We start from the raw sequence: 14,084 nt of genomic DNA, 5'->3' as shown, positions 1-14,084 counted from the left end.
TGAGCCGCTTCGCTTGATCGATGCGCAGGCCGCCGTACTCCCGTCGCCACCGATAGAAGGTCTGGTCGGTTACCCCAAGGACCTTGCACACCTGGGCCACGGTCTCTCCCCTGGCCAGGCGCACCTCTGGAGATCTCCCAGTTTCTTCAGAGGCGCGTCTGGAATTGTTGCGATCTCTTGTCAAGCGGATACACAGGCATATGCCGAAACTGCCAACGAAATTAGACCTTCAACGGTGGCGCGATCTTCGGGCCCAAGGGAAGGGCTACCCCGAGATTGCCAGAAAGACCAAGTGGCAAGCGCGCACGATCCGTAAGCACCTCGAGCAAGACATTAACTCGGCGGAAGCGCTTGCGATCCGCCGGGATCTCTTTAAGGAACGCTTAGGCGCTCACTGGGACAAGCTGCTCCATGAAGTCTTGCGTGTACTGGACTTGGTCCAAGAGCCTTCAGCCAGCGACCTAAGGGGGTGGACTATCTCGAGCGATTCTGTTGAGCGACACCTCTGCGGAACACGTGTGAAGCACACAGATCAAGAGAAGTTCGAGGTCCGCGTCCAGGCCAAAGACCTCCTTGAGTGGGAGCTCTTACAGCAACACGTTCCGAAGGACGCTCTGTGGGAGGCGGTGGCAAACGTCGAGGCGGCTTTTGGGTTGGCCCTGCTGGCCTGTCGCACCTTGTTTCTCCTCGTGCTGAACCGGCTGACCCAAACGACTGGCTTGCCCGTTGCAGACTACCGGAAGAGCGGCCGCCTGCTGACCGACGAAGGCGTGGGGAAAGTATTCGAATATACTCTGGCACATGCGCTATTGGCCCGGCCATTCGACGAGCATCCTCGGGCGTTTCAGACGCCCGGTGGCGACATTCAGATGTTTGCCACGACCGTGGCTCGCTTGCCGCGCGGGAGAGAGAAGATTGAACGGGCGGTGATCGAGACGATTCAGCAAGCCGTGACATCACCCGGAGCGACGAAGTGTAAGGAGATCCACCAGCGACTTCTGGAGGCGATATCCCAAATGCGACGTCATGTGGCCTATTTCCGGCTATTACCCTATCTGCCGGGTGTCTGTTCGGTGTGCAGGAAGGTTGAAATTTAATGGTGAAACCCAATGAGGGCGCGCGACAGATGCAGGTTGTTCTCTATGCCAGGGTGAGCTCTGAACGACAAGACGTGGATTTGTCCATCTCGGCACAGCTCAAGGCGCTCCGGGAGTATGCTGCCCGTCATGGGTACACCGTGGTGCGGGAGTTCGTGGACGAGGCGGAAAGCGCAAAGAGCGCCGACCGGCCGAAGTTCCAGGAGATGGTTGCCCTCGGGCGACGAAAGCCAGCCCCTTTCCAAGCCATTCTGGTCTGGAAACTCTCCCGATTCGCTCGCAACCGAGAGGATTCCATCCTCTACAAGTCGCTCCTGCGCAAGCATGGTATCCAGGTGATCTCCATCAATGAGCCGGTGGAAGACAGCCCCACGGGCCGGATGCTGGAAGGCATGATCGAAGTCATCGACGAATTCTATTCGGCCAACTTGGCCCAAGATGTGCTGCGGGGCATGCGCGAGGCGGCGTCGCGAGGCTACTGGGTATCGGCAACCACGCCCTTCGGCTACCGGCGCATCAAGGTCCACGATAGCGGCCGGCAGCGGGTCAAGCTAGAGATTGAGCCTGCGGCAGCGCCCATCGTGCAGCGGATGTTCCGCCTCGCCGCCTCTAGCACCGGCGTGAAGGACATCGCCAAGCAGCTAAACGCCGATGGCATCGCCTCTCCCAAAGGAAAACGCTGGGGGAAGGGCGCGGTGCATGCGATGCTCACAAGCCAAGTCTATAGTGGGGTGCTGGTCTGGGAGGCGGCATCCCAAAACCCCATCCGGGTGGCCGATGCTATTCCCGCACTCGTCGACAAGGCGATGTTCGACGCCGTCCAAGCAGGACTCAAGGCCCGCTCGCCAAAAATAGTGCCGCCACGGCAGGTCAGCAGCCCCAACCTGCTCACCGGGCTGCTCCAGTGCGGCACCTGCCATGCCGCGATGACCTGCGTGACCGCCAAGTCCGGGCAATTTCGGTACTACGTCTGTGCCACTGCAAATCGTATCGGCCGCCAGGCATGCCCAGAGAAGGCAGTTCCGAAGGAGGTGATTGAGGCCCAGGTTCTCAAAAAAGTAAGCGATCTCATCCTTCGGGAGGCTCATGTCACCGAACTGGTAAGACGCACCAACGAGGAATTGTCAACGTCTGTAACCCAACTCAAGGAGCGCCTTACGGCGATCGATGCGCAAACAAGCGATATCGAGGGCCGGCTGGCACGCCTCTATGACACCCTCGAGACCGGAAAACTCACGCTGGAGGATTTAGCCCCTCGAATCCGTGAACTCCGAAAACGACAGGAAATCGTACAGCGTGCACGCTCCGAAGTGCTGGAGGCTACCGAAGAGGCTCACGTGACGCTCGTCGACCGAAAACAGGTGCTGGAGTACCTCAAGGACTTCGGGTTGTTGCTGGAGGAGGGCACGATTATAGAACGGCGAATGCTGCTCAAGTCGTTTATTCAAACCGTCACCAAAGAAGGCAATCAGGTAACGATCGAGTACACGCTGCCGATCAAAGCAGAGAAGACCACACTAAGCAACGGGGAAGTTCTTCCTTTGGTACAGAGTGGTGGACCAGAGGAGATTCGAACTCCTGACCTCTTCAATGCCATTGAAGCGCGCTACCAACTGCGCCACTGGCCCACGGGGAAAAGACAACAGGAGAACTATACCAGAGGCCACGTCTTACCCGCAAGGCAACGCCGCCTCGCCCTGTGCTACAGTATCCCCCGTTGATTTTTCTGGAGCGCCCCTATGACCATGGCCCTGGAAGGCATCAAAGTCGTTGACCTATCCCGCTACGCGCCCGGCTTCGCCGTCTCCATGTACCTGGCGGACATGGGCGCCGACGTGATTCGCATCGAGGAGCCCGGCGTCACGGGCAGGCGCTCCGAGTTCACCGAGACGCCCCTGGCCTACCGCACCATGAACGACGCCCGCAGCGCCGCCTATAACGCCCTCGAGCGCAACAAGCGCAAGATCGCCCTCAACCTGAAGGACGCCGACGCCCGCGAGGTCTTCTACAAGCTCGTCAGGGACGCCGATGTCGTCCTGGACGGCTCCCGCCCCGGCGTCGCCAAGCGCCTCGGCGTGGACTATGAGACCTGCCGCGCCCTCAACCCGCGCGTCATCTACTGCGCCGTCACCGGCTTCGGCCAGGATGGCCCCTACGCCCTCCGCGCCGGGCACGATATCAACTACCTCTCCCACGGCGGCGCCCTCAGCATCTTCGGCTCGCGCGATGGCGCGCCCGCCTTCCCCAGCAACATCCTCGCCGATTTCTCCGCCGGCGCCCAGAACGCCGTCATCGGCATCCTCACCGCCATCATCGCCCGCGGGCGCACCGGCAAAGGCCAAATGGTGGATATCTCCATGACGGACGGCGTCATCGGCCTCCTGGTCCAGTCCACCCAGGAGTTCTTCATGAACGGCCTCCAGCCCAAGCCGGGGAAAGACCGGCTCACCGGGGGCGTTCCCCACTACAACGTCTACCGGTGCAAGGACGGGCGCTGGATCGCCATCGGCGCCAACGAGCCCTGGTTCTTCGATGCCGTCGGTAAGATCATCGGCAGGCCGGACCTCGTGGCGCACCAGCAGGATGCGGCCAAACATCAGGAGATCGAAGCGGCGCTCAAGGCCGCCTTCTTGACCAAGACGGCCGATGAGTGGCACGACCTTATGAGCCGGGCCGATACCTGCGTCACAAAGATCTTCGACTTCGCCGAGGTCTTCACCGATCCCCATGTCCGGCACCGCAATATGGTCCTGGAGGTCACGCACCCCCAGGCGGGCAAGGCCAAGCAGGTCGGCTTCCCGGTTAAGCTCTCGGAAACGCCGGGAACCTTTCGCAAGTTCGCCGGCATCAAAGGAGAAGACACAGACGCCGTCTTGAAGTCCCTCGGCTACAGCGAGGCGCAGATCAAGGCGATGCGGGAGAAGAACGCGATCCTTTGACAGCGCATCCAAGGCGCAATGACTCCATCCTAGAAAGAACGGTCGAATCGCAAGCGATGTCCACAAAACGTGAGTTGGCAACCCTAGCAGGGGGCTGTTTCTGGTGTTTGGAGGCGGTCTACGAGCAGTTGCGGGGAGTCGAAAAGGTGCAATCGGGCTACTCCGGCGGGCACACCAAGGATCCGACCTACTTCGAAGTCTGCGACGAGACGACCGGCCACGCCGAAGTCGTCCAGCTGACCTATGATCCAACCGTCATCTCCTACAAGGAGATCCTCGAGGTCTTCTTCACGATCCACGACCCGACCACGCTGAACCGCCAGGGACCGGACGTCGGGACGCGCTACCGCTCGGCCGTCTTCTGCCACAGCGACGAGCAGAAGAAGGTGGCGGAGCAGGTCGTCGCCGATTTCACCAAGCGGAAGGTCTGGGGCAACCCCATCGTGACCCAGGTGGAAAAGTTCAAGGAGTTCTATCCGGCCGAGGACTACCACAACCAGTACTACCGCAATAATCCAGCGCAGACCTACTGCGCCTTCATCATCCAGCCCAAGGTCGCCAAGTTCCGCAAGGCCTTCCTAGACAAGCTGAAAAAGTGATGGCCAAGCTCAAGCGCTTCAAGATCCGCGTCCCGGGGCCCGTCATCACGGACCTCAAGCGCCGCCTCGCCAAGACGCGCTGGCCCGATGAGCTTCACGGCGCAGGCTGGGACTACGGCGCCAACCTCGCCTATATCAAGGAGCTCTGCGACTACTGGCGCACGACCTTCGATTGGAAGAAACAGCAGGCCCTCCTCAACTCCCTCCCCCAATTCAAGGAGGAGGTGGACGGCCTCGGCATCCACTTCGTCCACCTCCGCGGCAAGGGGCCCAAGCCCCTTCCCCTTATCCTCACCCACGGCTGGCCCGGCTCCTTCTTCGAGTTCTACAAAGCCATCCCGCTCCTCACCGATCCCGCCGCCCACGGCGGCGATCCCAGCGACGCCTTCACCGTCGTCGTGCCGTCCCTCCCCGGCTACGGCTTCTCGAACAGGCCCGCGGAGCGCGGCATGCACCTCGCGCGCGTCGGCGAGCTCTTCGCCAAGCTCATGAGGGAGCGCCTGGGCTACACGCGCTATGGCGCCCAGGGCGGCGATTGGGGCGCGGGCGTCACCACCCGCCTGGGCCTGAGCGACCCTCAGCACGTCGTCGGCATACACCTGAACATGGTCCTCGGGCGCGCCGCCGCCGCCTTCACCGGAACGCCTTCGCCGGAGGAAGAAGCCTGGCGCAAAGACTACGAGAAGTGGCGCGCCGAAGAGGCCGCCTACTCCCAGATCCAGGGAACAAAGCCCCAGACCCTCGCCTACGGGCTCAACGACTCCCCTGCCGGCCTCGCGGCCTGGATCGTCGAAAAGTTCCGGCGCTGGAGCGATTGCAACGGCGATGTGGAGAGCATCTATACCAAGGATGAGCTCCTCACCAACATCACCATCTACTGGGTCACGGAAACTATCAACTCCTCCGTGCGCTTCTACTACGAAAATACCCACGGCGGGCCTATCGTCCCGCCGGGACAGCGCGTGGAAGTCCCCACGGGCGTCGCCGTCTTCCCCAAGGAAATCATCAAGCCCCCCAGGAGCATCGCCGAGCGCGGCTACAACATCACCCGCTGGACGGAGATGCCTCGCGGCGGGCACTTCGCCGCCATTGAGCAGCCGGAGCTCCTCGTCCAGGACGTGCGCGGATTCTTCAGGCCCCTTAGAGGTTGAAGACCTTCCGCGCGTTGTCCACCAGCACCTTCTGCCGCTCCTCTGCCGTCCAATCGTGCATGCACTTCTCGATGTACTCGCGCGATTTCGGGTACGTCCCCGTCCCGTGGGGGAAGTCGGACTCCCACATGATGTTGTTGATGCCGATGGTGTGGCGCAGCTTCGGGCCCAGCTCTTCGAACCAGAAGTTCACGTAGCACTGCCGCTTGAAATACTCGCTCGGCTTCAGCCGCATCGCGCCCTTCGGCCCCAGCGCCTGGGCCTCCCACTGGTGGTCCGCCACCTCCATCAGGTACGGCACCCAGCCGATGCCGCTCTCCGAAGAGACGAACTTCAGCTTCGGGAACTTCTCCAGGATGCCGGAGAAGAGGATCGTGATCATCACCTCCACGTTCGCGGTGATCGAGCGCGTCGAGATGACGGCCACGTGAATCAGCGGCGATTGCGTCGTGATGGGCGCCGTCTTGCTGTTCATCCCCATGCTCGCGCCCGAGCCGATGTGGAAGTTGATGGAGAGGTTCGCCTCCTGGGCGGCGGCCCACAGCGGGTCCCAGTAAGGGTCGGCCACCGATGGATAACCCCATTGCTCAGGGAAGGCGAAGGAGATGCCCTTGATGCCTCGCTTGGCCGTCCGTTGCGCCTCGGCCACGGCGAGCTTCACATCCCACATCGGCAGGTTGGCCAGGGTGATGAAGCGGCCGGGATACGGCGTCGCCCACTCCTCGATCTGGAAGTCGTTGTACGCCCGGATGCCGTCCAGGCGGAACTCCTCCGAGAATTCCGGGTTGCTCAGCGTCGCGCCCGCCACCCCGGCGATGTTGCCGAAGAAGGTGTGGACGTCCACCCCGTCCTCGTCCATCGCCTTCACGCGCTCTTTCGGAACATAGGCCTTCTGCGGCACATCTTCCCACCGGACGGGCGGCTTGCCCACCGGCATGATGCCCCGCACGTTCGCCACGCCGCCCCCGCGGATCTTCTGGCCGTGGATGTACCAGTGCTCCGTGTTGTCCGGGTCCCGCTTGATCTGGGGGATATTCTCGCCCCACTTGGCCTTGGACATGCGCGCCGTCCACACATGCGGCGCCTCTTGCAGATGGTCGTCGGTCGAAATCACCTTGTAGTTCACGATGCACCTCAGGAGATACAGTGCCCCGATTGTAGCACCAGACGTCGTATCCGTTCGCGCGTCCGGGCGTAATGAGCCACGGCGCAACGACGCTCCCGCGCCCGTTCCACATACAATGTGCGCCATGCGAAAAGCGAAGGGATCCCTCTCCGGCATCCGCGTCCTCGATCTCGGCCGCTACCAGGCAGGCCCGCGCTGCGGCCTCCTCTTCGCCCGCCTCGGGGCGGACGTCATCAAGATCGAAGAGCCCGCGGGCGATGAATCCCGCGATATGGCTCCATTCGTCCGGGGACAGAGCGCCTATTGGCCCCAGTACAACTCCGGCAAGAAGAGCCTCACCCTCAACCTGCGGTCGGCCGCCGGCAAGGGCGTCCTCCGCGACCTCGTGAAAGTCTCGGACGTTCTCATCCAGAACTTCCGCCCAGGCGTCATGGACAAGATGGGCTTCGGCTACCAGGCCCTGCGGAACATCAACAAGCGCATCGTGATGGTGAACGTCTCCGCCTATGGGCAGTTCGGCCCCTACCGCGATCGCGTCGGCTTCGACCCCATCGGCCAGGCCATCTGCGGCCTCATGTCCCTCACCGGCTTCGAAGGCACGCCGCCCACCCGCTCCTTCGCCACCATCGTGGACCGCGTCACCGCCCTCCACGCCACCATCGGCGCCCTGGCCGCCCTCCGCGAGCGCGATCGCTCAGGGGAAGGCCAGGCCATAGACGTCTCCCTCGCCGATGCCGGCTTCACCCTCATGGAGATCCAGATCGCCGCCTATCTCGGCGCCGGCATCGAGCCCAAGCGCGCTGGCAACGGCGAAGGCCTGCCCCAGCCCTCCAACACCTTCCAGTGCAAGGACGGCTGGGTCTACATCATCTCCCCAGGCAACAAAATCTGGCCCCGCGTCTGCAAGCTCCTCAACCGCCCCGAGTGGATCACCGACCCGGGGATGAAGACCAGCGCCGATCGCAGAGTGCGCAACCCGGAAATCATCGCCGCCCTCAACGCCTATTGCCAGGCCCGCACCGTCGCGGAGGCCGTCGCCGATTGCACCCGCCTCGACCTTCCCGCCGCGCCCGTCAACACCCTCCCCCAGGCCGCCAAAGACCCCCACATCGCCGCGAGGGAAATCATGGTGGAAGTGCCGGACCCGGTGGCGGGGAAGATCCACGTCACCGGCAAGTCCATCCACCTGAGCCGCACGCCCATGGTCATCGGCACAACGCCCACCGTGGGCCTGCACACCGATGAACTCCTAAAGGGTCTCCTGCGATACAGCGACCGCAAGGTCGCCGCGCTCAAGAAGGCCAACGCCGTCTAGGCCGGCGTAGCGAGAACGTCCTTCGGCGCAGCAGCGATGGTGATGGGCCTCTCCCCAGGGGCGATTGCCACCGGCTTGTGCGCCCCCCAGGTGGCGAGGATGAAGCCGCACTTCGCCGCGAGAGCAGCTTGCAAATCGCTAGCGCTGTCCCCCACGTAGACGGCCTCCTCCGGTGTCAGGCGCAGGCGCGCCAGGGCGCTCAGGATGCCGTCGGGATAGGGTTTCAATCGAGGCGCGTCTTCCATCCCGATCAGCACGTCGAAGAGGCCGCCCCAGCCCAGGCTCTCCACTTCGCAGACAAGTCCCGTGCGCATCCCGTCCAGCATCCGCTCTCGTATCTTGTGCGTCACAACGCCCAGCTTGTGGCCCCGCCCCTTCAGCTCCCGCAGCATCTCCGTGACCCCGGGATAGGCCGTCACTAGGCCCGCGTAGTCGCGCCAGTAGAAGCGCCGCTGGATGGTGGGCAAGTCCTCCGTGATGCCGCGACGCTCCTTGAAGCGCTGCAGCTCCACCTGCAGCTGAAAGCCGATCGTCGTCAGCAGAAAGTCGTGCCCCGTGATATCCGTGATCCCCACGGCGTCGAAGGTGGCCTGAACGGCCCTCTCCCTGGCGAGAAAGGTGTCCGCCAGCGTATCGTCCCAATCGAACAGGATCGCGGTGCGCATCCCCTCGATTGTACGCCTCTGCGCCCCTCGCCCGTCATTCCTCTATCTTCTCTCCCTTTCCTCTCTTCCCCATCCCTCCGCTCCTCGTTCCTGCATTCCTACGTTCCTCTCTTTCCTCCTCTGCCATCGCCCTATTGACATCACATCAAATGTATGCCTTATCATCACTGTGTAAGCCTTCGCCATGACGATACTTGCGATGCAGACGGCACAGGACACGCCGGGCGCTCAAAGCGCGCGAGCAGCGCGGCGTGCTCCCGCAGCGGCGCGGGCCCACAGGAGGTTTGCCGAGGGCGACCGCCCAGCCCTGAACATCTAGGAGGGTCCCGGACCCTCTCCATCCTCACTCACAAGCAGGCTGGGTGAGGAGACACCGCCTCGCTCTATCGGCTCGAAAGCCCCGCAGGACGCCGCCGTCTTCGGTCAGCCGCCGTGCCGCGAGTCGGATAGCCCCTAGGCCCACACGCGGGATTGGCAGGGTGACCTCTGTCGCCGCAGAGGAGTGTGGGCCGCCTCGCCCGGTCGGCTCCGGGGTCATATCGGAGCCTCCGGCGAGCCCCTGGTCCTTCCCTCGCGGAAGGATGCTCTATTCCCGCGCTCGTCGTGGACACGTCCTTCGACGGAAGGACCGCCGCAGACCGTCTGCATCGCAACGCAACCCCAAGGAAACAAGAAAGGCCAGGTGCAAACACCAGATCCGCCCCGAGCGGCTCCCGATCCCCAGCGGGCGCGCCCTGCCATCCGCCACTTGCCTGCGCCCGGGTCCTCCCGAGTACAATGGCCTCTCTAGGGGGCAAAGGCCTTCGCGATGGCATCCCGGACACAACATCCCGTCCTCTCCCAGTTCCACCCCATCGTGGGCGGGTGGTTCGCCTCGCGCTTCGCCGAGCCGACGAAGGCCCAGGTGCGCGGCTGGCCTGCAATCCAATCAGGGAAAGACACCCTCATCGCCGCGCCCACCGGGTCGGGCAAGACTCTGGCCGCCTTCCTCAACTGCATAGATGCGCTGGTGCGGCAGGGGCTCGCAGGCGATCTGGAAGATGCCACCCAGGTCCTCTATGTCTCGCCGCTCAAGGCCCTCAGCAACGATATCCAGAAGAATCTCCAACAGCCTCTCCAGGAGATCCGCGACCTCCTGATGCAAGCGGGACTGCCCGCGCCCGATATCCGCGTCATGGTGCGCACCGGCGATACGACGGCGAAGGACCGGGCCGCCATGACCAAGCGCCCGCCGCATATCATCGTCACCACGCCGGAGTCCTTCTACATCCTGCTCACGAGCAAGGGCGGCCGCGCGATGCTCAAGGGCGTGCGCACCGTGATCGTGGACGAGATCCACGCCGTCGCCGACGATCGGCGCGGCCTCCACCTGGCGATCAGCCTGGAGCGCCTGGATGCGCTGACGGGGAGGCGCGCGGTGCGCATCGGCCTTTCCGCCACGCAGAGCCCCATCGAAGAGGTGGCGCGATTCCTGGTGGGGACTGAGCGGAGCGGGAACGAGGGGCAGAAAGAGTCACCCTCCCCTCTCGGGCTACGCTCGAGTTCCTCTCCCCTCGAGGGCGAGGAGAGAAGCGAAGCGGTCGCCGCGCCTCAGTGCGCCATCGTCAACGAAGGGCACATCCGCAAGCTGGACCTGGCGCTGGAGCTGCCCTCGCAGCCGCTCACGGCCGTGATGTCCCTGGAGACCTGGGAAGAGGTCTTCGACCGCCTCGCCGAGCTCATCAACCGGCACAGGACAACCCTCATCTTCACCAACACGCGCCGCCTGGCGGAACGCCTATCGCTCCAGCTCACCAAGCGCCTGGGCGAAGGGCATGTCACCTCGCACCACGGGAGCCTCTCGAAGGAGCAGCGCCTCAAGGCCGAGCAGCGATTGAAGGCGGGCGAGCTGAAAGCCCTCATCGCCACGGCATCCCTGGAGATGGGCATAGACATCGGCTCCATTGACCTGGTCTGCCAGATCGGCTCAACCCGCGCCATCGCCACCTTCCTCCAGCGCGTGGGCCGCTCCGGCCACACCCTCGGCGCGCTCCCCAAGGGGCGACTCTTCCCCGTCACGCGCGACGACCTCATCGAATGCGCATCCCTCATCTGGGCCACCCGCCAGGGCAAGCTGGACAGGCTCGCCGTCCCGCAGAACGCCCTGGACATCGTGGCCCAGCAGATCGTCGCCGCCGCGACCACGGAGGAGTGGAGCGAGGATGCGCTCTACAGGCTCATCACAGGGGCCTACCCCTATCGCAGTCTCCCGCGCCGGGAGTTCGATGCCGTCGTGCGCATGCTGGCCGAGGGCTACTCCACCCGGCGCGGACGGCGCAGCGCTCACATCCACTACGATGGCGTGGGCCGCCGCGTCACGGCCCGTCGCGGGGCGCGCCTGGCCGCCGTCACCTCCGGCGGCGCAATCCCGGAGAACGCCGATTACGACGTGGTGCTGGAGCCCCAGGGCGCGGTGGTCGGCACGCTGAATGAAGATTTCGCCATCGAAAGCATGCCGGGAGACATCTTCCAGCTCGGCATCTCCTCCTGGAAGATCCTTCGCGTGGAGCCGGGGAAGGTGCGCGTGGAAGATGCCAAGGGCCAGCCGCCCACGATCCCCTTTTGGCTTGGCGAAGCCCCTGCGCGGACGGCGGAGCTCTCCGGCGAAGTCTCCAGGCTCAGAGCCGAGCTGGAGCGGCGCATAGCCGACCCGGAAAAGGCCAAGGCCTGGCTGATGCAGGAGACCGGCATCAGCCGGGAGGCGGCGGAACAGATCGCCGACTATATCGCCGCGACCAAGATCGCCCTCGGCGTCGTGCCCACCCAGGAGCAGTTGGTCCTGGAGCGCTTCTTCGATGACAGCGGCGGCATGCAGTTGGTCCTGCACGCTCCCTTCGGCGGGCGCATCAATCGCGCCTGGGGTCTGGCCCTCCGCAAGAAGTTATGCCGCACCTTCAATCAGGAGCTTCAGGCCGCGGCGACGGAAGACAATATCGTCCTCTCCCTGGGGCCCCAGCACAGCTTTCCCTTGGCGGACGTCTTCCAATATCTGAAGTCGGACTCCACCGAGTATCTCCTCACCCAGGCTCTGCTCGCCGCGCCCATGTTCCAGACGCGCTGGCGGTGGAACGTGACGCGGTCGCTGGCCGTCCTCCGCTCGGAGAAGGGAAAGAAGGTCCCGACAAACCTTCAACGCATGCGGGCCGACGACCTCCTGGGCGCCGCCTTCCCGCAGCAAGTAGCCTGCGCCGAAAATATCACGGGCGACATCGAGATACCGGACCACCCCATCGTGAAGCAGACCGTGGACGATTGCCTGCACGAGGCGATGGACATCGAAGGCCTGCTGGCCATCCTCCACAACGTGGAGTCCGGCCGGATCACGCTGGTGGCGAAGGACACCACCGAGCCTTCGCCCATGGCCCATGAAATCATCACCGCCAAGCCCTACGCCTTCCTGGACGATGCCCCGTTGGAGGAGCGCCGCACCATGGCCGTGCAGACGCGCCGCGTCCTGGACGTGGCCTCCGCGCGGGACCTGGCGGCCCTGGATCCCGCCGCCATCGCCCGCGTGCGCGAAGAGGCCTGGCCCCAGGCGGAGACTGCCGACGAGCTGCACGACGCCCTTACCCTCCTCGGCTATCTGACGGAGGCGGAGGCGAAGCCGTGGCAAAGCCTCCTGGACCAGCTCGCCGGGGCGAAGCGCGCGGCGAAGCTCGGTGGAGCCGCCGCGCCGAAGGTCTGGATCGCGGCGGAGCGCCTGCCGCAGTTCGAGGCCATCTTCCCCGGCGTGGCAACTTCGCCGCCTATCGAAGCTCCCCAGCGTGAACGCGCGCGTACGTGGGAGCGGGAGGAGGCCCTGCGCGAGATCGCGCGGAGCCGCCTGGAGGGCCTTGGCCCGGTCTTCAATCATGCCCTCGCGGCATCCCTTGGCGTGCCGGTGAGCGATATTGACTTCGCCCTCACGGCCCTGGAATCGGAAGGCTTCGCCATCCGAGGGCCCATGAGCCCCGGCGCAGGCGAAGGCGAATGGTGCGACCGGAGACTCCTGGCACGCATCCACCGCTACACCCTGGACAAGCTCCGCAAGGAGATCGAACCCGCGACGGCGGCGCAGTACGTGCGCTTCCTCTTCGCCTGGCAGCACGTGGCGCGCGAGTCTCGACTGCAAGGCGCAAGCGGCCTGGCGAAGCTGGTGGAGGAGCTCCAGGGCTTCCAAGCCCCCGCCGGAGCCTGGGAGAGCGATATCTTCGCCGCGCGCATGGAGAAATACAGCGGGACCTTCCTCGATGAGCTCTGTTTCTCCGGCCAGGTGGCCTGGGGACGGCTCTTCCCGCCCTCGAACGGCGACTCGCGCAAGTCGGGCCCCACCAAGTCGTCGCCCGTCTCCATCATGCTGCGGCAAGACCTGACAAGCTGGCTCGCCATCGCGCCCCACGTCAACGGCGAGGCGAAGCTGAGCGGCCTCGCCGAAGAGCTGCGCGCGCACCTGGAGCAGCGCGGCGCGAGCTTCTTCCAGGAGCTTGTCCACGCCACGCGCCGTCTGCCCACGGAGGTGCGCAACGCCCTGGGCGAGCTGGTGGGCGCGGGCCTCATCACCGGCGATGGCTTCGCCGGCCTTCGCGGGCTGATCTCAGCAGGGCGAAGCGAGGCTTCCAGGCGTCACCCGCCCAAGTGGTTTGGCGTGGCGCAGCCCTCGGCCCTCCCTGCGGCAACGGGACGCTGGTCGCTTTTCAGGACGCGCACAGAGGCCCAGCACGACCACAGCCATGCCGCCGACTTTTGGGCGCGGCAGCTCCTGCGCCGCTACGGCATCGTCTTCTTCCGCGTGGCCCTTCGCGAGACGGGGCTGCCCCCCTGGCGCGATATCCTGCGGGTCTACCGCAGGATGGAGGCCCGGGGCGATATCCGAGGCGGGCGCTTCGTGGACAGCTTCACCGGGGAGCAGTACGCCCTGCCCGAAGCCGTCGAGGCCATCCGGGCGGTTCGCCGGGGGCAGCCGGAGGGCCGGTTCATCGGCATCAGTGCCGCAGACCCGCTGAACCTGGTAGGTATCGCGACGCCCGGCGAAAAGGTCCCGGCGCTGGCAAGCAATCGCATCGTCTTCCGGGACGGCATGCCTATCGCGACTCGGGTGGTGGGCGCCGTGGCCTACCTGGCAGAGGTGGAGGAGCGGGAGAAGCCGCTCATCCTGGCGGCGCTGCGGGGATAGA

At 64.6% G+C, this 14,084-nt stretch carries 9 protein-coding genes, 1 tRNA gene and 2 pseudogenes; 8 read left to right on the top strand and 4 right to left on the bottom strand.

Annotation, left to right across the window (positions count from 1 at the left end; all coding sequences use genetic code 11):
• On the bottom strand, positions 1–202 hold a 202-nt coding region (locus FJ039_02130; protein MBM4404967.1), incomplete at its 3' end, for a transposase.
• Between FJ039_02130 and FJ039_02125 the strand changes: the two genes are divergently transcribed.
• The 3 genes and pseudogenes from FJ039_02125 to FJ039_02115 all read left to right on the top strand — a co-directional run bounded on the left by FJ039_02125 (position 201) and on the right by FJ039_02115 (position 2,158).
• Complete coding sequence (locus tag FJ039_02125; GenBank protein ID MBM4404966.1) at positions 201–1,097, top strand: hypothetical protein; 897 nt, start codon at positions 201–203, stop codon at positions 1,095–1,097. The two genes, FJ039_02130 and FJ039_02125, sit on opposite strands and share 2 nt — an antisense overlap.
• Positions 1,097–1,576: pseudogene (locus FJ039_02120) on the top strand (recombinase family protein). The gene FJ039_02125 and the pseudogene FJ039_02120 overlap by 1 nt, the downstream one beginning before the upstream one ends.
• A gap of 327 nt (positions 1,577–1,903) precedes the next feature.
• A pseudogene (locus FJ039_02115) lies at positions 1,904–2,158 on the top strand (recombinase family protein).
• Positions 2,159–2,649: 491 nt separating this feature from the next.
• Here the strand turns inward: FJ039_02115 and FJ039_02110 are convergent.
• Positions 2,650–2,725: transfer RNA gene (locus FJ039_02110), tRNA-Ala, on the bottom strand.
• A gap of 111 nt (positions 2,726–2,836) precedes the next feature.
• On the opposite strand from FJ039_02110, the gene FJ039_02105 reads away from it, so the two are divergent.
• The 3 genes from FJ039_02105 to FJ039_02095 are packed head-to-tail and all read left to right on the top strand — an operon-like array spanning position 2,837 to position 5,786.
• Positions 2,837–4,036: a CoA transferase gene (locus tag FJ039_02105; GenBank protein ID MBM4404965.1), complete on the top strand. Its 1,200-nt coding sequence runs from the start codon at positions 2,837–2,839 to the stop codon at positions 4,034–4,036.
• A gap of 56 nt (positions 4,037–4,092) precedes the next feature.
• Positions 4,093–4,635: a peptide-methionine (S)-S-oxide reductase MsrA gene (gene msrA / locus FJ039_02100; GenBank protein MBM4404964.1), complete on the top strand. Its 543-nt coding sequence runs from the start codon at positions 4,093–4,095 to the stop codon at positions 4,633–4,635.
• Positions 4,635–5,786 carry an epoxide hydrolase gene (locus FJ039_02095; GenBank protein MBM4404963.1) on the top strand — a complete coding sequence of 384 codons (1,152 nt, stop codon included), beginning with the start codon at positions 4,635–4,637 and terminating at the stop codon, positions 5,784–5,786. Before msrA ends, FJ039_02095 begins: the two co-directional genes overlap by 1 nt.
• Here FJ039_02095 and FJ039_02090 read toward each other — a convergent pair.
• Positions 5,776–7,068, bottom strand: a complete 1,293-nt coding sequence (locus FJ039_02090; GenBank protein ID MBM4404962.1) for an amidohydrolase — start codon at positions 7,066–7,068, stop codon at positions 5,776–5,778. The two genes, FJ039_02095 and FJ039_02090, sit on opposite strands and share 11 nt — an antisense overlap.
• Here FJ039_02090 and FJ039_02085 point away from each other — a divergent pair.
• Entirely contained in the window at positions 6,914–8,227 is a 1,314-nt protein-coding gene (locus FJ039_02085; protein ID MBM4404961.1) for a CoA transferase, read from the top strand. The genes FJ039_02090 and FJ039_02085 overlap by 155 nt on opposite strands.
• On the opposite strand, the gene FJ039_02080 is transcribed toward FJ039_02085, so the two are convergent.
• Complete coding sequence (locus FJ039_02080) at positions 8,224–8,892, bottom strand: HAD family hydrolase (protein ID MBM4404960.1); 669 nt, start codon at positions 8,890–8,892, stop codon at positions 8,224–8,226. The genes FJ039_02085 and FJ039_02080 overlap by 4 nt on opposite strands.
• An 808-nt stretch (positions 8,893–9,700) precedes the next feature.
• On the opposite strand from FJ039_02080, the gene FJ039_02075 reads away from it, so the two are divergent.
• Positions 9,701–14,083, top strand: coding sequence for a DEAD/DEAH box helicase (locus FJ039_02075; GenBank protein MBM4404959.1), 4,383 nt, complete (start codon positions 9,701–9,703; stop codon positions 14,081–14,083).
• The last annotated feature ends 1 nt before the right edge of the window (position 14,084 follow it).

Source organism: Chloroflexota bacterium, assembly GCA_016875535.1.
In the GTDB taxonomy this organism is placed as follows: domain Bacteria; phylum Chloroflexota; class Dehalococcoidia; order SHYB01; family SHYB01; genus VGPF01.
Note: the sequence above shows the minus strand (reverse complement) of the source record. Positions and strands in the feature narration are given on the sequence as shown.

What these genes read in the sequence shown, in the direction of transcription:
- FJ039_02125 (MBM4404966.1), top strand. Translation starts at nt 201, where the DNA reads ATGCCGAAACTGCCAACGAAATTAGACCTTCAACGGTGGCGCGATCTT.
- FJ039_02105 (MBM4404965.1), top strand. Translation starts at nt 2,837, where the DNA reads ATGACCATGGCCCTGGAAGGCATCAAAGTCGTTGACCTATCCCGCTAC.
- msrA (MBM4404964.1), top strand. Translation starts at nt 4,093, where the DNA reads ATGTCCACAAAACGTGAGTTGGCAACCCTAGCAGGGGGCTGTTTCTGG.
- FJ039_02095 (MBM4404963.1), top strand. Translation starts at nt 4,635, where the DNA reads ATGGCCAAGCTCAAGCGCTTCAAGATCCGCGTCCCGGGGCCCGTCATC.
- FJ039_02085 (MBM4404961.1), top strand. Translation starts at nt 6,914, where the DNA reads ATGCACCTCAGGAGATACAGTGCCCCGATTGTAGCACCAGACGTCGTA.
- FJ039_02090 (MBM4404962.1), bottom strand. Translation starts at nt 7,068, where the DNA reads ATGCCGGAGAGGGATCCCTTCGCTTTTCGCATGGCGCACATTGTATGT.
- FJ039_02080 (MBM4404960.1), bottom strand. Translation starts at nt 8,892, where the DNA reads ATGCGCACCGCGATCCTGTTCGATTGGGACGATACGCTGGCGGACACC.
- FJ039_02075 (MBM4404959.1), top strand. Translation starts at nt 9,701, where the DNA reads ATGGCATCCCGGACACAACATCCCGTCCTCTCCCAGTTCCACCCCATC.